Annotated in this window: 14 protein-coding genes and 2 pseudogenes; 4 read left to right on the plus strand and 12 right to left on the minus strand. The window is 65.0% G+C overall.

Translation table 11 applies throughout. From position 1 onward, the window contains the following. Positions 1 to 105: 105 nt before the first annotated feature. From CH249_RS19060 to CH249_RS28630, 4 genes and pseudogenes are all read right to left on the minus strand, one after another. Entirely contained in the window at positions 106 to 1,272 is a 1,167-nt protein-coding gene (locus tag CH249_RS19060) for a site-specific integrase (RefSeq protein ID WP_024793402.1), read from the minus strand. Positions 1,273 to 1,477: 205 nt separating this feature from the next. Beyond that, positions 1,478 to 2,710, minus strand: coding sequence for a TniQ family protein (locus CH249_RS19065; protein ID WP_179273196.1), 1,233 nt, complete (start codon positions 2,708 to 2,710; stop codon positions 1,478 to 1,480). Continuing rightward, positions 2,707 to 3,644, minus strand: a pseudogene (locus CH249_RS19070) (TniB family NTP-binding protein). The gene CH249_RS19065 and the pseudogene CH249_RS19070 overlap by 4 nt, the downstream one beginning before the upstream one ends. Positions 3,645 to 3,648: 4 nt before the next feature. Continuing rightward, positions 3,649 to 5,329: pseudogene (locus CH249_RS28630) on the minus strand (Mu transposase C-terminal domain-containing protein). 296 nt (positions 5,330 to 5,625) lie between these two features. Between CH249_RS28630 and CH249_RS19080 the strand changes: the two are divergent. Together CH249_RS19080 and CH249_RS19085 are read left to right on the plus strand one after the other, a co-directional pair. Continuing rightward, positions 5,626 to 6,048 (plus strand): hypothetical protein, encoded by a 423-nt coding sequence (locus tag CH249_RS19080; RefSeq protein WP_032370903.1) that lies wholly within the window; start codon positions 5,626 to 5,628, stop codon positions 6,046 to 6,048. 85 nt (positions 6,049 to 6,133) lie between these two features. Next, a complete protein-coding gene (locus tag CH249_RS19085) occupies positions 6,134 to 6,778 on the plus strand; it encodes a DUF305 domain-containing protein (RefSeq protein ID WP_094682070.1) in 645 nt (214 codons plus the stop codon). Between the two features lie 106 nt (positions 6,779 to 6,884). Here the strand turns inward: CH249_RS19085 and CH249_RS19090 are convergent, their stop codons facing one another. The 8 genes from CH249_RS19090 to CH249_RS19125 form a co-directional block, all read right to left on the minus strand. Further along, on the minus strand, positions 6,885 to 9,053 hold the full coding sequence (locus tag CH249_RS19090) for a heavy metal translocating P-type ATPase (protein WP_094682071.1): 2,169 nt from the start codon (positions 9,051 to 9,053) through the stop codon (positions 6,885 to 6,887). 34 nt (positions 9,054 to 9,087) lie between these two features. Beyond that, positions 9,088 to 9,318 (minus strand): heavy-metal-associated domain-containing protein, encoded by a 231-nt coding sequence (locus tag CH249_RS19095; protein ID WP_032364250.1) that lies wholly within the window; start codon positions 9,316 to 9,318, stop codon positions 9,088 to 9,090. Positions 9,319 to 9,995: 677 nt separating this feature from the next. Further along, positions 9,996 to 11,237 (minus strand): Nramp family divalent metal transporter, encoded by a 1,242-nt coding sequence (locus CH249_RS19100; protein WP_032371006.1) that lies wholly within the window; start codon positions 11,235 to 11,237, stop codon positions 9,996 to 9,998. Positions 11,238 to 11,336: 99 nt separating this feature from the next. Next, positions 11,337 to 12,185, minus strand: coding sequence for a cytochrome c biogenesis CcdA family protein (locus CH249_RS19105; RefSeq protein ID WP_032370900.1), 849 nt, complete (start codon positions 12,183 to 12,185; stop codon positions 11,337 to 11,339). After that, a complete protein-coding gene (locus CH249_RS19110; protein WP_080729299.1) occupies positions 12,182 to 12,814 on the minus strand; it encodes a TlpA disulfide reductase family protein in 633 nt (210 codons plus the stop codon). Before CH249_RS19110 ends, CH249_RS19105 begins: the two co-directional genes overlap by 4 nt. Continuing rightward, positions 12,811 to 13,440 (minus strand): TlpA disulfide reductase family protein, encoded by a 630-nt coding sequence (locus CH249_RS19115; RefSeq protein ID WP_032370899.1) that lies wholly within the window; start codon positions 13,438 to 13,440, stop codon positions 12,811 to 12,813. Before CH249_RS19115 ends, CH249_RS19110 begins: the two co-directional genes overlap by 4 nt. Positions 13,441 to 13,495: 55 nt before the next feature. Continuing rightward, positions 13,496 to 14,143: a vitamin K epoxide reductase family protein gene (locus tag CH249_RS19120; RefSeq protein ID WP_032370898.1), complete on the minus strand. Its 648-nt coding sequence runs from the start codon at positions 14,141 to 14,143 to the stop codon at positions 13,496 to 13,498. Continuing rightward, a complete protein-coding gene (locus CH249_RS19125; RefSeq protein WP_094682072.1) occupies positions 14,118 to 14,777 on the minus strand; it encodes a thioredoxin domain-containing protein in 660 nt (219 codons plus the stop codon). Before CH249_RS19125 ends, CH249_RS19120 begins: the two co-directional genes overlap by 26 nt. Before the next feature lie 136 nt (positions 14,778 to 14,913). Between CH249_RS19125 and CH249_RS19130 the strand changes: the two genes are divergently transcribed. Both CH249_RS19130 and CH249_RS19135 read left to right on the plus strand, forming a co-directional pair. Beyond that, the gene (locus CH249_RS19130; RefSeq protein ID WP_032370896.1) at positions 14,914 to 15,312 is read left to right on the plus strand and encodes a metalloregulator ArsR/SmtB family transcription factor; all 399 of its coding nucleotides are present in this window, start codon (positions 14,914 to 14,916) and stop codon (positions 15,310 to 15,312) included. After that, positions 15,305 to 17,512, plus strand: coding sequence for a cation-translocating P-type ATPase (locus CH249_RS19135; RefSeq protein WP_094682073.1), 2,208 nt, complete (start codon positions 15,305 to 15,307; stop codon positions 17,510 to 17,512). The genes CH249_RS19130 and CH249_RS19135 overlap by 8 nt, the downstream gene beginning before the upstream one ends. The last annotated feature ends 34 nt before the right edge of the window (positions 17,513 to 17,546 follow it).

The raw sequence follows: 17,546 nt of genomic DNA on the forward strand, positions 1-17,546 counted from the left end.
GAGGGCCGGCAACGGATAGGATGACACCGCGGTCAACGTCCAGGTCGCATCAGCTTATGCGGTGTAACGCAGTTGCATCGGACGCAATTCCGCCTAGTTGCCTGGTCATAGGCCGAGCTCGGTGACGGCGTTGCCGACCAGTGGCGCATTCTCGTGAGCGTATGTTTCGACCATTGCGGGTGTGGTGTGCCCGGTTTGGCGCATGATCGCATGCGCGTCGGCACCGTTGCGGAAGGCCTGCGTGACGAAGCCGGAACGGAGGGAATGCCCGCCGAGCTGGGCGACGGTGTCGGGGCCGTATCCAGCTCGAGTAGCGCGGCGGCGGATCGCCGCGTGCACCGCGGCTCCGGACAGGGCTGTGTCGGAGAGGTTGCCGTTCTTGCGGACGGACCGAAACAGAGGGGACCGTTTCTCGACTACAGGAAGGGTGCCGCGGCAGATATGGGAGTCGAATTCCACTGCGCGGGAAAGTATTCGGATGACAGCAACTCTGCCGCCGGTGTCGAACGCTGCGACGATCTGCAGCCATCGCACCCACGCGCAGACCGGACATGACTCGTGGCGGTCGGTGAACGGGAGTGCTTTCACGGTTCCGGTGCCGTCCTGGTCGGTCTTCGATTTGCGGATACGTACGTGCGCGCCGTCGAGGCGGTCGCGGTGGACATCGCGGCATTCGAGCGCCACGAGTTCGCTGCGGCGGAATGCGCCGGTGTAGCCCATCAGCAGTAGCGCGGTGTCGCGGCGTTCGAGGACCTCCGACGCCCAGCCCGCTGCAGTGCGTCGGGCGTGGTCGACGATCGTAGTGATGTCAGCGGTGAGGAGCGGGGCACGGGGTCTGCGGGGCCGCTCCCCCGCAGACGCGTAATCCCGCCGGATACCCGAGAGAGTGGCGCGGACCATCTCGTGCCCGCACGGGTTGTCGTGGCCGGTAGCGCGGTGGCGGTCCGCGACCGCCGCGATCCATTTGTCGAACGTCGACGGCGCATACGCCCGCGTCCCGTCGACGGTGAGCGTATCGGCGGCGCCGACGAGGTACGCCGCCACCGTTGCGGGATGCGCCGGCAAAGCCTGGTGCCCGAGGACGATGCACCAGTTCTCGAATCGACTCCACGCCGAGGCATAGGCACGGCGTGTTCCGGCCGAACGAGAAGCTGCGATCGACTGTTCTATCCGAGCGGCGACCTCGACCGGTAGGTCCGGGAACACTGCCACACCACCCACCGAGACGAGTGAATCCGCGTCCCCGACCTCACCGAGCTGCCGTTCTGCCATGACAAGCACTGTAGCGAGCACCTCCGACAGACTTCTCGAGCCGAAAACACGCTGAGCAGGCCTTTTCGCGATTATGGTGCGGGAAGGAAAATTCTCGTCGGTCACCGCACAAATAACGTTGGTGACTATGACCCCGGCGCGAAAAAGGGCTCTTCGGCTGTCGCCGCGCGTGCGTCGCGGACGACCCCGCTCCATCGGGCGAGAGCTATGTCGGCGGATGGTGCAGCGGGATCCCGTGGTCGAGGAACAGTTGCACCGTTTCATCCAGCTCCGCTGCGGTGCGGCACCCCCAACGCAGGAAGTTGTACAACGAACTGGCGGATGCGGGATCGACGCGCGCCGCCGCGATGGCGGCCTCGGCCGCAGCGTGCGCGTCAGCCCACAGATCGCGCTCGGGTGCGGGATAAGACGAGCGCGTCGGAGCTGTCCCGGGATCGACCGGCTCATAGGGTCGTGGGCTCAGCAGAGATGCGTGCGCACCGCCGGCATCGATCTCACCGCTCTCGACCATCGCAATTCCGATCGCTGCGGCCTCGAGGACTTTCGCCTGCTCGTCCCAGTGCAGGTCCTCGAACGGAACCCACGCGGTCCGCAACGGGCGAGAACGACCGGCGGCCTTCCAGATCGCAACGAGCCTCGTCGCCCACCGTCCGGTGCGAACCAGTGGCGAGGACACTTCGTCGACGACGGTGCGCAGAAGCCGGAACCACACTGCGGCATGTACCCGGCCTGGGCCGAGTTCCACCCATCCCGTCGTCAGAGCCTCGGTGCTGCGCCGATCGAGGTCCGTGACCGCCGAGGGAACCGGAACGGGCGAGACCCGTTCGTCCGAACCGAACCGGACCTGATCCCAGAAAATTGCATGACCAGGGAAAACAGAGCAGGGTTCGAGTCGACAACGGTGGTCGAGACAGCTGCTCAGCACCGGATATTGATGCAGCAGAGTCATGTTGATATCAGCAGTGGATTCGAGGCTGTCGATACATGCCGGGCATGCCCGACTGCGCGGAGTGCTCGCCCACGGCAACCATGCCTCGCTCGTGGGTGTGCGGCGTCGTCGATCCTCCCTCGCGAGGTCGGCCGGTAGCAGGACCGAGAACTGGTGGACGTAGGTGTCGAAGTCGCAGTCGGCGGGGTCGGTGCTGTCGAGCAACCACGGTGTCCACCCCGCCAACGTCATCATCCGCACCCTCTCTACCGGGACTGCGCCGCGACCGGCCAGCTCGATAAGTATCGGCTCCGGTGTGTAGCGGTCGAGATCCTCGACAGCACAATCGATATCGAGGTCTGCAAGCAGGTCAGAAGGCTTGATGTGCGGATACAGCTCGCATATCCGGGCCACCCAGGACGAGAGGGCCTCACCTGGCAGTGGCTGCGGATGCAGCGGCCACGGGCGAACGTACGCATCATCGGGCATCGCCGCGAGCCGCGCGTTCACGCGAGGTGGCGCTCGAACTGGCGGCGCCGCTCGGTGGGACCGAGGTACAGAGTGCGCGTGAGCACCGATGAGGTGATCGCTTCCTCTCCGCTGTCGACGGCGGTCACTGCTGCGGCAGTGAGCAGCGTTGTCAGTTCACCGATGGTGCCCTCGGAGCGAGTGAGGAGGTAGTCGGTCATCTCCGGTGATGTCAGGTGCGAGGGTTTACGGAGGGGGAAGCTCGTGCTGAAGCTGGCCAGCAGTGATCTGGTGTCGGCAGTGTTGGTACAGACCGGCAAAGTCATGGGATGGAATCGGTTCTCCAGCTGGGGATCGGTCCGGATGGCGAGGTAGGCGTCGCGGGTTCCGACAGCGACAAGAGGAATGCGTAGTTCGTTGCCCAGGAACCGCAGCACGTTCAAGAATTCGCGGCGGACGTTGTCGCGGCCAGCGAGAACATTGTGGAGCTCGTCGATGATCAACATCTTCACGCCGGTGGCGCGGAGCAGCATCAATGCTTGCTGTTCGAGTTCGTGGACCCGATTGCGGGGCCTGGTCGGTGTTCCCAACGCTGTGAGCAGTGCGAGGTAGAACCGGCCGGGTGACGGGTCCGGGGGCATCTGCATGCACAACACCGGTATCTGCTCGCGGTCGGACAAGCTGATCGGCGGATGAGTGCGCCGGAACTTTTCGATGATCATCGACTTGCCGTTGTTCGTCGGACCGAGCAACAGTAGGTTCGGCATACGCTGTCGGTCCGGCCACGACAGCAACGTCTCCAGATGGTCGATGACCGTACGGGCCTGCGGATACCCGTCCATCTCTCCGACCGGATCAACCGGATCCGCTCCGCGTCGTCGAGTGCGGTGAGCGGTCGAACCGACTCCCGCAGGTGCCCCAAATCCTCGCTGGACGACTCGGTGGGTTCGTTGCTGCTTCCTTTCGATGCGGTCATCGGCTCACCATTCCTCGATGTCGCTGAAGACCGGCGTTGCGGTGCCGCCGTCCGTTTCAGGCTCCACCGGCGGGTGGATCGCCGGGATCGGTGCAGACACGGCGCCGGTGAGATGCGTGCGGCGGGCACGGTTGCGCCGGGCTTTGCGGGTGGCTTTCTGCGAGCGGTCGGTGACCTCACGCATCTGCTCGATCATCGAAAACAGTGCGCTCTCATCAACGTTCGACCGACCTTGTTCGCGGAGACGGGCGATAGCAGCTCTGTGCTCCCACAGTGTCACCGCGGGATGTGACATCGTCCGGTACGACACCTCGACATAGCCTGCACCGTCTGGTTCGAGGACCCAGATTCTGCTCAAATCTCGTGGGTCACGTCTTATCACGAACCGCCCCAACTCCTCTCGCCGCGCAACCCACGGTTTGAGCGCGTTCGAGAAGTAGTGCACGTGATCGAGAACGAAGCCCGTGCGCGTCAGACGTCGCCGGATGACGGGAAGAAAGTCCACCAGGAACGCGGTCTCGCCGAGCACCACACGATGGGCATGACCAGCTGCGGCGACACCGCCGGCCCACACGGCGGCCGGAGTGTTCCCGATCCCTGAATGCACGCTCGCGTGATACGAGGCTATCGCCAGAACCAGCCAGCGCTCCAACTCGCGCAATGTCAACGCGGCGTGCTTGTCCGAGTCGTAATTTCCTCGGTCCGCGGGGTTCGAAAAAGTGGTCCCGGGTAGCTCGTGCACAGCCGTCATCGCCGTTCCGAGAATGCGTTCGACGATCCCGCCGTAATGCGGCCGGCCAGGTGGACGGTATTCGAGGGTGATCGCGTGCTGGGCGCATCCGCGGCGTAACGCTTCGCTTTTGAACTCGGCGGCATTGTCGAGGTATAACCGCTTCGGCTTGCCTGCCATCGGGCCATTGCACCTGTTCGGCCAGCTCGCATGCTTCGAGCCACGTCTGCTTCTCGCTGCACACCCGGCCCAGGCACAACCCAGCAGATACGGCTGACGGTGCCTCCAGAGTGACGACGAACCCGAGGACGGTACGGCTGAAGACATCGATGGCGATCGTCAAGTAGGGGCGACCTATCGTTTGACGCTCGTACTCGTCGACGATCATCACATCGACGACGGTGTGGTCGATCTGGACCTGATCGAGAATCCCCGCAACCGCCGGTGGAACGTCGCCGGCGGACTGACGCGGCCGGGCGGCATCGGGTCCCCCGCGTGACCTGGCCACCGACGCCGGATGGAGGCCGGCGATACGCGCGGTGACGGTGTTCCTGGCCGGCACAGGCAGACCCGCACGGTGACAGGCCAATGCGATACGTCTATGCAGCGCAGCGACACTGAGCTTCTGACGGTGAAGAAAGTATCGAGTCAGATGGTCGGCGATCACTTCCTCGACCTCAGCGGATACTCGGCTGCGGCCACGCCCACCCGACGAGACCTTCGTCAGAAGATCGGTGACCGTCCCCGTCCCGTTCCTGAGCCTGCCGACCAACGTGTAGACCTGCCGCCTGGACAGTCCCAAGCGCTGCGCTGCAGCGTCGACCGCTTCCGAACGCACCGGATGCATCTCCAGCAAGGGAGCCAGGACAGCGAAACGGGTCTCGGCCTGGGACCACCGCTCCCCCGACGCTGTCAGCACACCGGTCTCCACGACGTCGAGCTTGTCGGGGTCCATCACAAGCCTCCCTGTCACCGAGAGCCGAACATGCGACCGTGCACCGCACTTTTGACATCAGAATGTCAGAAGACACGTGCACTCACCCTCGTAACGCCTGCAATGAGTGCAGCCGTCTTCTGAAACTGACAGATTGTCAGATTCAGAAGTGAGCTGCACTGGTTCAGAAGTCGAGTGCACAGCTCCTTAACTGGGGCGGCGTTTCCCAGAGATTCGGCCTCTGCCCGACAGCGGAGGGCGGGCGATCCCCTGGTTCGCCATTACCCCTGGGGGGTATCTCTGCTACCGTCAAGGGCATGCAATTGGCAGTCAGACGTGGTCGACGGGGCACGGCCTCGGTGACCGGTCTGCTAATTGCACTGACGGTGTTCGGTGTCCTGTTGATGCATTCGGTGACACCGATGTCGATGTCCGTAACCGGCTCGATGTCGTTGAACGGCGGCCGTGCCTCGATGGCGACGCCGCTTCATATGTCCGAAACTATGTCGGTTCCGGTGATGGCCGGGGAGCACGACTGCCCGACGGCCCACCAAATGATGCACCCTTGTGTGGGCACGACGGTGTCGTCGCCCGCGCTGACGGTCCCGGCGTTGAGCGCAGCCATCGATCCAGTACCGACGCTACTCAACCGGACCGTCGGATGCACCGATTCCACGCTCGAACGTGCACCGCCGTGGACGTTATGGGAGTTGGACAGATCGGTGACCTTGCGAGTGTGACAGGGAGCCCGGCAGACGCGCGTCGACCGGCGGACCGAAACACGTCACACACCCCTGATTGTCCACTCTTGCAAGGAGATTCCACATGCGTACCAAAGTCATGGCTTCACTCGCTGCCGCCGCCGCCAGCGCGTTCCTCGTCGTCGGCTGTAGCAACGACTCGACCGAGTCGTCGATGGACGGGCACTCCATGGGCTCGATGTCCTCCGCACCGATGTCCTCGGCCCAAGCAAGCGCGTCCGCAGAGTTCAACGATGCCGACGTGATGTTCGCGCAGATGATGTATCCGCACCACGCCCAAGCAGTCGAGATGGCCGACATGGCGAACGGCCGCACCGACAACCCGGACGTGCTGTCGCTGGCATCGGCGATCGCCGGCGCACAGCAGCCCGAGATGGACCAGATGACCACCTGGCTCACCGAGTGGGGCCAGCCCATGCCCGACATGGACAGGGGTGACATGGGTGACATGGGTGACATGGGCGGGATGGACCACAGCTCCGGCAGCGGCATGATGACCGCTCAGGACATGGACGCGTTGATGGCAGCGTCGGGACCCGAATTCGACCGCCAGTGGTTGACGATGATGATCGCCCACCACACCGGCGCCATCGAGATGGCCAACACCGAAATCGCAGACGGTTCCAATCCTGACGCCCTGGAGATGGCCCGCACCATCGTCGCCACCCAGCAGCAGGAAATCGACACCATGCAGCGGCTGCTCGGCTGACCCGGCCCGCTATAGACAACGATGGCCGCATCCTCTCCGGCGGAGAAGGTGCGGCCATCAACGTTCCACAATTGTCAGGGCTGCGTTCCCGGTACGAGATCAGCTCTCACAGTGACGGTGTGCGCTGCGACGGAGGGTTGGAACTCCCCTCGTTCACCGCTCCGGTGATGGTGTCGGGCGTGAGGTCGAGTCGACGCAGTAATTGTGCGTTCGCAGCGACGATGATCGTCGACAGCGACATCAGGATCGCGCCGATCGACATCGGCAGCACGAACCCGACCGGCGCGAGCACTCCTGCCGCGAGCGGAACCGAGATGAGGTTGTATCCCGCTGCCCACCAGAGGTTTTGCTTCATCTTTCGGTACGAGGCGCGCGAGAGTTCGATCACCGACAACACCGACCTCGGGTCGTCGCTGGCGAGGATCACTCCGGCCGATGCGATTGCGACGTCGGTGCCGGCCCCGATCGCGATACCGACATCGGCCTGCGCCAGAGCCGGGGCGTCGTTGACTCCGTCGCCGACCATCGCCACCGTACGGCCTTCGCTCTGGAGTTCAGCGACGTTGTGCGACTTGTCTTCCGGTTTCACCCCGGCGAAGTAGCGGTCCACACCGAGCTCGGTGGCGACGGACTTCGCGACGGCGTCGGCATCACCGGTGATCATCACGACCGCGATTCCTCGCGCGTGCAGCGCGTCTACCGCAGTGCGTGACTCGGACCGGATCTCATCGGCGAGCGCGAGGGCACCGATCACGGCCCCGTCGGCGAGGACGTGCAGGATGATCGCCCCGTCCCCGCGCCACCGGTCGGCGACAGCGAGTTCGGATCCGTGTTCCTGCTCGAGCAGTGCCGGCCCGCCGACCTGGATCCGGACGCCGTCGACGTCGGCTGCGACCCCGACGGCGGGGGACGACTGAAAGCCGGCTGCAGCCGGGACCGTCAGGTTCCGCGCGCGTGCGGCCTCGACGATGGCACGGGCGAGTGGATGTTCGGAATCTGCTTCTGCGGCAGCGGCCAGCGCGAGAACGTTGTCGGCGGTGCGCCCGCCGGTCACCTCGACTGCGGTGACGGTGGGTTCACCCTTGGTGAGGGTCCCGGTCTTGTCGAACAGCACGGTGTCCACCGTGCGCATGGTTTCGAGTGCGAGCCGGTCCTTGACCAGAACGCCGCCGCGGGCGGCGCGTTCGGTGGCGATGGAGACCACCAGCGGAATCGCCAGTCCGAGTGCGTGCGGGCAGGCGATGACCAGCACGGTGATGGTGCGGATGACGGCGTCGTCGGGCATCCCGACCAGAGTCCACACCGCAGCGGTGATGATCGCGGCACCGAGGGCGAACCAGAACAACCAAGCGGCGGCTGTGTCGGCGATGCGCTGAGCGCGCGAGGTCGAGTTCTGGGCGTCGGCGACCAAGCGGCCGATGCCGGCGAGGGCGGTGTCCTCCCCTACTGCGGTGACCTGGATGCGCAGGCCGGAGTCGGTGGCTACCGTGCCGGCGACGACCTGGTCGCCGTCGCTGCGGCGGACGGTGCGTGATTCGCCGGTGATCATGGACTCGTCCATGCTCGCCGATCCGGAGACGATGGTGCCGTCCGCCGGTACTCGGCCGCCGGGGCGGACGACAACGACATCACCGAGCTCCAGCTCGGCCGGGGACACCGGCACCACATCGTCGCCGTCGACGCGTTCGGCGACATCCGGGAGCAACGCCGCCAACGAGTCCAGAGCGGAGGTGGTCTGCGCGAGGGATCTCATCTCGATCCAGTGCCCGAGCAACATGATCACGATCAGCAGCGCCAGTTCCCACCAGAAGTCGAGCTGATGATCGAGCAGGCCCAGGCTCGCTCCCATCGACGCGACGAATGCGACGGTGATCGCGAGGGCGATGAGCAGCATCATTCCCGGTGCACGTGAACGGATTTCACTCACCGCGCCGGTGAGGAACGGGGAACCGCCCCAGGCATACATCACCGTTCCGAGCACCGGGGAGACCCAGGCGATCCACGCTGCGTCGGGCAGCGAGTATCCGAGGAGCATCGCGAACATGTTCGAGGCAACGATCACCGGGACGGCGAGGACCAGCATGACCCAGAACAGGCGACGGAACATGCCGACGTGATCGCCGTGACCGGCATGGCCACCGTGCCCGGTATGGCCTTCGTGTTCAGTCTGCTCGCCGTGTCCGGTGTGGGCTGCGCTGTGTCCAGACGGGTCGTGGCCCGACTGTGTGCCCGCTGTCTCGGCCACGCCGACATCGGCATGTGTGTGGTTGTTCATCGCGGTAAATCCTTCTCTCCGCCGAGTTCAGCGGCTACGCGGTGCGTGAATCTGCGGGTTGCGGTTCGGCTGTGTAGCCGGCATCGCGAACGGCAGCGACGACCTGGGCGTGGTCGGGCTCGTCGGCGCTCGTCACCGTCAGCGTCCCCGCCGACGCCGATGCTTCGACCGTGTCGACCCCGGCCACAGCACCGACTTCTTCCCGGACCGACGCCTCGCAGTGTCCGCAGGTCATGCCGGTGACTCGGTAATTCGTGGTGATCATGAGGTACTCCTTCATCCTGAATAATACCCCCAGGGGGTACCTAGCGACGACTCGGACCATACCCCCTCCCCGTATTGCTTGGAAGGGGGACAGCATTCAACGATCTGACGGCGAGGGCTATCGCGGATCTCGACGATCGCGACTGGGACGTTCCGATGCTCGCGGACGTATTGGAGTCAGTGGACCGGCCTACCGGCGGCGCTTGATCGACCCCCATCGGCTGGCTCACTGCGAGCGTGGTCGATTGTTTGCAGGGCGGTGAGGACGATTGCACCGCCTGCTCGGCGATTTCGGCGGGTAGTGGTGGTCCACCGACGGTTCTATCCGTATGACGGCGAGTATGACAATTGGGCACTGACAGAGCTGTTCTGTTGCAACAGTTTCGGGTCGCGCCGTACTTCGTCCTGGCTTCAGAGATAGAGCAGGTGTGGTGGTGCGGTGCCGTCGAAGCGCTCGAGGACGCCGTTGGGCTCAGAGCGTGTGACTTAGATCCACAGAATCCTGCAAAAATTGAGGCAGGAGTGCTCGACTCTCGCTGCCGCAGTGGCACTGTGGCCCGTTGGTGTGGAAGAAAGGTACGCGGCCTCTCCCCCGCTGACTGCTGAAGGGCGGCGAGGTGTCGGTAGAGGGTGACTCTGCCGACACCGAGGACTGATGCGATCCCGGTTTTGGTGCAGTCAGACCACGGTCAGATAGATCAGTGCAATGTTGAGTGCGACGACGATTCCCGCGATGAGCCATGCCGCGTATGCCGTGATCCGGTGATTGACATCGCCGCCCATCAGGATGCGGTCCGAGGTGAACCGCACCAAGGGAATCAACGCGAATGGGATACCGAACGACAGCACGACCTGCGAGACGACCAGTGCCCGACTGGGGTCGACTCCTGCTGCCAGAATTGCCAGTGCGGGAACAAGTGTCACCAGTCGTCGCACCAGAATCGGAATGCGCTTACGTAGTAGCCCGTCCATGATCATCGCCCCCGCGTACGCCCCGACCGATGTCGATGCAAGGCCCGAGGCCAGCAGGCCCACCGCGAACAGCAGTGCTACCACCGGCCCCAGAGTGTCACCCACTGCTGCGTGAGCTCCGTCGATGGAATCGACGCCCTCGCGGCCCCCCAGCGTCGAGGCCGCCAACAGCAGCATCGACATGTTCACTGCCCCGGCCAGCAGCATCGCCAACCCGACATCGATCCGGGTGATCCGCAACAACCGCTGACGGACGGGCCCTGCCTCGGGGTGTCCGTGCCTGTCACGTGCTAGACCGGAGTGCAGGTACACCGCGTGCGGCATGATCGTCGCACCGAGCATCGCGGCGGCGATCAACACACTTTCCGCGCCGTCGAACCGCGGAATGAGACCGGCGGCGGCCTCGGTGAACGATGGCGGTTCCACGACGACGCTGGCAAGAAATCCGACGGCGATGACACCGAGTAGCCCGAGAATCACGAACTCGAAGGGCCGTTGGCCCCGGCGATCCTGGACCATCAGCAAGATCATCGATACGGCCCCGGTGATGAGGCCGCCGATCAGGAGCGGCAGGTCGAAGAGCAGGTAGAGGGCGATCGCACCGCCGACGATTTCGGCGAGGTCGGTCGCCATGGCGACCACCTCTGCTTGCCCCCAATATGCCAGTCGCACAGTCCTGCTCGACTTCTCGCGGACTACTTCGGGCAGTGTCATTCCGGTGACGATGCCGAGTTTGGCGGAGAGGAACTGGACGAGACCGGCCATCACGTTCGCGGCAACGATCACCCAGACCAGCAGGTATCCGAACTGCGCACCGGCGCTGACGTTGGAGGCGACGTTGCCGGGGTCGACGTAGGCGATCGCTGCGACGAAAGCGGGTCCGAGCAGAACGAGGCCCGACCGAAACCTCGAGGGCGGCCGAGACGATCGGCGCTGCAGCACAGACATGACCACACCCTCCGGCACCAACAGTATGTCAGGACCCTGAAAATATAGTTCGGCTACCCGAACAATGCAATGCGGCGGGGTGGTTTGGCGACATCTCGATCAGATGGGCAGGACCACTGCACTGACGAATTCGTTGCGGATCCAGGCGATGAACAACCCCCACACTCCGGTCAGCAGCGCGATGCCGACGGCGATCATGATGACACCGCCCGCGATCTTGATCTTCTGTGAGTTCCTTCGAAGCCACCCCACACCTCGCATCGCCGAACTCGAGCCGAACGCGAGGACGACGAACGGTAGGCCGAGTCCCATGCAGTACGCGACGATGAGAGTGACCCCGCGGGCTGCGGTTGCACCTTCGGTTCCTGCCGCGACAGACAGAACGCCGGCGAGGGTGGGGCCCAGACACGGTGTCCAGCCGAGCGCGAACACACCGCCGAGCAGCGGCGCTCCGGCGAGGGACGAGATCTGCTGAGGTGCGTATCGGGTGTCGCGTTGCAGAACGGGTATCAATCCGATGAACGCTGCACCCATGATGATCGTGATGACGCCGCCGACTCGTTGAAGTACTTGCTCGTTGATGCGCAAGGTGCCGATGACTCCGAAGATCGAGGCTGTGGCGAGGACGAAGACGATCGTGAATCCGGCGACGAACAACGACGCTGCGCCGGCCACACGCCAGCGATTCGCCAGCTCCGGCGACGACGTGTCGGTGGTCGAGGTGCCGGTGGTCGAGGTGCGGGGCGATCGGGTATCGGCTGATTGGGCGTCGGCACCGGCGATTCCTGCCAGGTAGGACAGGTATCCCGGCACCAGCGGCACCACGCACGGGGAGGCGAACGAGACCAGCCCGGCGAGCATGCATGCCGCGATCGCGAGCAGTAGGGGCCCGCTCGATGCCGCGTTCTGGAAGGCCGACCCGATGTCTTGGGCGAGAAGAGTCGTCATTCCGCGGCTATCCGTTCGACGACGGGAAGGAGGTCGTCGGTGAGCAGGGCGCGCATGAAGACCGCGGCCACGCGGTGTGAACGGTCGAGTACCAGCGTCGAGGGGATCACGCTGGTCGGGTAGTTTCCGCCGAGGGCGATCAGGGTCCGCATCGAGGGGTCGTAGATCGAGGGGTAGGAGACGTCGTTGTCGACGACGAAGTCCTGCGCTTTGTCCTTCTGTGGATCTCTGACGTTGAGGCCGAGGAATTGCACGCCACGCTCGCGGGTGGTCTCGTAGACCTCTTCGAGGTCGTCGGCTTCGCCGCGGCAGGGGCCGCACCACTGGCCCCAGAGATTGATCACGACGACCTTGCCGTCGTAGTCCGACAGAGCGGTCGTCTTGCCTTCCTCCATCAGATCGGGGCCGGCGAGTTCGCCTATGGTTCCGCGTGTTTCGGGGGGATCGTAGACGATGTCGGTTCGACCGCCGGGGGCGACGAAGTCGAAGCTGCCTCCCGGGGGCGCAGCCTGTGCGCCGTCGGAGCATCCGGAGATCAGTAGTACGAGGGCAAGAATCGATCCAATTGCCGCGGTGGGCGTGCTGCCCTGACGGCGCGCACCGACCCACACTGGTGGGAAGCGTGTCATGAGGTGAAATCCTTTACTGCAGTGCGGATCTGGTCTGTCGTCTCGAACACCGTCGGGTCGGTGACGCGCTCGACCGTTCCGTCCGGGCGGAGGAGAAAGCTCAGGGGAAGGACCGGCGGTGCCGAGAGCGCGTCCAGGACGCTGCCGCCGTCGATGTAGTTCGGATAGCGGACGCCCAGTTGCGTGAGCAGCGCGGCCGCGTCCGCGGGCCGGTCCTCGACGTCGATTCCGATGACTGGGATCGCGTCGGGTTCTGCGGTGTAGGCATCGAGTACGGGCATCTCGGTGCGGCACGGGCCGCACCAGGATGCCCACAGGTTGATCAGCGTCACCTCGCTTCCGAGAACGTCGGCGAGATCGACATCGTCGGCGCTGCCGATGCAGCGCGCTATCACTCCTGCCAGCGGACCGCCTTCGCGCGGTACCGGCGGCGGACACAGCGGTAGCGCTGTTGCTCGTGCCGCGTCATCCGGCGGGCGGGACAGTGTGGGTTCGGGTCCGACCGGCGCGACATTGTTGGCGATGGCCTCGGACGGGCCGCCCTCGACGCCACCGGAGCGGGGCCACAGTGCAACGATCGATGCAACGACAACGACGAGCATGACGATCGACCAGCCGCGCGTCATCGCCGTGACCTTCTTTCTCGAGAGAGCGGCAGAGGGGCGAACGGTACGTCGCGGATCATAGGAGCGTGGACCAGTACGACCAGAAACGCTGCGCGATCAGGGCGATGAGGACGAGAAACCACACGGTCAGTGGAATCGAGTGATTGCGAATCAGCGAGTCAAGCCATGGCCGAAACCATTGCCCAAGAGCGGATTTCGACCTGGCGCGGTCGAGGTTGCGCAGCGTGACGTACCAGAAGATCGGTACGGTGACCGCCCACACCGCCATGCAGTACGGGCACAGGGCACCGATCTCGTACAGGCTCTGCGCGATCAGCCAGTGCACGAAGACTGCGGCAGCAGTGACACCGACCTGCATTGCACCCCAGAACCACTGCGCGAACACCGCACCGGCGAGAAGGGCGGCACCCACTGCCGCCACGACGGCGAAGCCTGCGATCCCGAGAAGGGAATTGGGAAATCCGAACGCAGACGCCTGCGGGGTGTCCATCACCGATCCGCAGTTGAGTACCGGGTTGATGCTGCAGGTCGGGGCGTAGGCGGGATCGAGCGCCAGAGCGAACTTCTCTACTGTGAGCACGAACGCGGCGGTCAGGCCGATCAGGCCGCCCACCAGTAGCAGCCAGGGCAGGCCCCGGGCGAACGGTCCGCTGCGTCGGGTGAGAGCGGCTGCGGGGTCAGCCGAGTGCAGCGTCGAGGGCATCGGCGAGGTCTCCGTAGGTGGTGGGTTCGATCTTGGTGCCGTTGAGGAAGAACGTCGGGGTGCCCTGCACGCCGAGCGCGATCCCGTCCGCGACGTCGGCCTCGATGCGCGCGAGCGTCGCAGGGTCGGTGTAGGCGGCATCGAAGGCGCTCATGTCGAGCCCTTGCTCGACGGCGAAGCTGCGGAACAACTCGTCCTGCGGAACCTGCTGTTCGCCCCACTGCGCCTGCGTTTCGTACATGCGCTGATACATCGCCTCGAATCCGCCCTGCTGGGCCGCGGCCTCGACTGCGCGTGCGGCTCGTTCGGCATTGAAGTGGGAGGCGATCGGAAAGTAGCGGGCCACGAAGCTCACCCGGTCGCCGTACTCTTCACGCAATTGCTCGATCGCCGGGTAGGCCGATCGGCAGGCCTCGCACTCGAAGTCGAGGAACTCCACGAACGTGACCCGGCCGTCGGGCACCGAGTTCAACCGATGACTGTTCTCGCGCAACGCAATCGAGGCAGGGTCGGTCGCGGCCTGCTCGGCGGCGGCAGCATCCGGAGACCCCGATCGATCCACCACCAGAAATACAGCCAACGCGGCGGCGAACACGATCACCAGGGACAAGGAAATCTTCAACGCTCGGCTCATACAACTACCTTCTCGATTCGTTCGGACTGATCAATGGGCCCGATATGGGCGTTTCGACCCGCTATGACACTAACAATCGTGCGAACGTTGACTAATGGTCCTTCCCTAACGATCGCATGATTGTTAGATTGTGCCCATGGCCTTGGAACCTCTGGACTCGTGCGATCTGTTGTGTATGGACCTCCCTCACGCCGAGAGGGTGCGCGCTACTCTGCCCGCGCTCGGCGATATCGAACCGGTCGCCGACGCTGCCCGAGCATTCGGCGACCCCACCCGACTGACCATCGCGCTCGCGTTGAACGCCGGCGGGCAGATGTGTGGCTGCGACATCGCGTGGATCGTGGGACAGAGCCAGAAGCTGGTCTCCCACCATCTCCGCAAACTCAAAGCCGCGGACGCCGTCACATCGAACAGAGACGGAAAGTTGGTCATGTATGCGCTCACCGACCGCGGCACCCGACTGCTCGCGACACTGACCGAGGTACTGCCCACCACCTCGATCGTCGCTGAAGTCACCGGGGTCGATCATGGCTGACGCGTGCTGCGGACCTACCCCGGCAGCGCCGACCACCGAATCCACTGCTGACGGTGCGGGCACGGGAGGTCCAGCTCCAACCGATGCACTCCCGAGGTTGTGGCAGGTCCGCGAGCTGCAACTCGCCTCGGCCGCCGCGATCATCCTGGGCGCATCGTGGTTGCTCGGTCGAACGGGTGCCGATGCGGTTGCGACCGTCGGCGCTCTGATCGCTGCCGCGATCGCCGCCGTCACCTTCGTTCCCGCGACGGTGAGAAATCTGCGACACGGACGCATCGGTGTCGGCACGCTGATGACGATCGCGCTGCTCGGTGCCATCGCATTGGGCCAGATCCCCGAGGCCGCGATGCTCGGTATCTTGTTCTCCGTCGCCGAGGGGCTCGAGGAATACGCGGTCACCAAGACCCGCCGCGGACTGCGCGCACTCCTGTCCTTGGTGCCGCCGACGGTATCTGTCCTGCGCGGTGGAACCGAGCAGGCCCTGTCCCCCGACGATGTCGTGATCGGGGACATCATGGTGCTGCGGCCGGGTGAGCGAGCTGCCACGGACGGCACCATCGCTCGCGGTTCGACGAATCTGGACGTGTCTGCGATCACCGGCGAGTCCGTGCCCATCGAAGCCGGTGTCGGTGACGAGGTGCATGCCGGTGCCATCAACGGCGGCGGGGCCATCGAGGTCACCGTCACCGCGCCGGCATCGGAGAGTTCGCTTGCTCGCATCGTCCGCATCGTCGAACAGGCCCAGGACCGCAAAGGGGCCGGCCAACGGCTGGCGGACCGTATCGCACGTCCGCTCGTGCCCTCGATCATGATTCTCGCCGTACTCGTCGCCGGCGTCGGTGCGGTGCTCGGTGACCCCATGTTGTGGCTCGAACGCGCACTGGTGGTCCTGGTCGCGGCATCACCGTGCGCGTTGGCCATCTCGGTGCCGCTGTCGGTGGTGGCGGCGATCGGGGCTGCGAGTCGCAACGGGGCATTGATCAAAGGCGGTGCAGCAGTGGAAGAGCTGGGCCGCATTCGCGTCGTCGCCTTGGACAAGACCGGCACCCTCACCGCAGGACGACCGGAGGTCGTCGACGTCGTCACCGCTGCGGGAATCAGCCGCGACGCCGCGCTGGCCGTTGCTGCTGCGCTCGAAGCGCGCCGCGAGCATCCACTCGCCCGCGCCGTACTGGCCTCCGTATCGACCGTCGCGGCCGCCGATGATGTCACTGCCATCGCCGGGCACGGCCTGACCGGCACCCTCGACGGTGCCGCGATCAGGCTCGGGAAACCGAGCTGGTTCGACACACACCCCAGCTCCGAGGTGTTCCGCGCCGACGTCGCTCGTCTGCAGAGCGGCGGTGCCACAGTCGTTCTCGTCGAACGCGCCGGAGTTCTGATCGCTGCGATCGCCGTCCGCGACGAACTGCGGCCCGAGGCCGCCGAGGCTGTCCGCCAACTCACCGCGCTCGGTATCGACACTGCGATGCTCACCGGCGACAATGCGCTCACTGCGCAGGCTCTGGCGACCCAGGCGGGCATCACCGCCGTCCACGCCGAACTACTGCCCGAGGACAAAGCGGCCCTGCTGACCGACATCGCGGCCGGACGCAAGATTGCCATGGTCGGCGACGGCATCAACGACGCTCCCGCCTTGGCGACCGCAGATGTCGGTATCGCCATGGGCGCCATGGGAACCGACGTTGCCATCGAGACCGCCGATGTTGCCCTCATGGGGGAAGACCTCCGGCATCTACCGCAGGTGCTGGCCCACGCTCGACGCGCCCGGCGCATCATGATCGAGAACATCGCCTTGTCGATCGCCATCATCGGCGTGCTCGTCCCACTGGCTGCCACCGGTGTCCTCGGTTTGGCGACTGTGGTGCTCGTCCACGAACTCGCCGAAGTCCTGGTCATAGCCAATGCGATTCGCGCCGCCCGCACCACACCGTTGGACGGGTTCGTGCCCCCGCCCGCGGCGTCCGGTGCCCTCAACGTCACGATCGCACCCGCAGCGGCCTTCGAGGATGCCTGCTGCGCTCCGGCTCCGACGCCGAGGAACACCGCACCTCTCGCATCTGGGAACCTACTGGCCTCCACCACCGCAACGTCACCGTCGGCGATCGGAGCAGACGATGGCAGCTCCGTGTGCTCGGATGGATGTACCTGCTGCACATCGACCCCCGCGTACGGCGAACTCTTCCGCGGACAGAGGTAGAGACCTGCGGGCGGTGATCGGACTGCACGCAGGC

Origin of the sequence: Rhodococcus sp. 05-2255-3B1, assembly GCF_002258545.1 — a bacterium.
Lineage (GTDB): Bacteria > Actinomycetota > Actinomycetes > Mycobacteriales > Mycobacteriaceae > Rhodococcoides.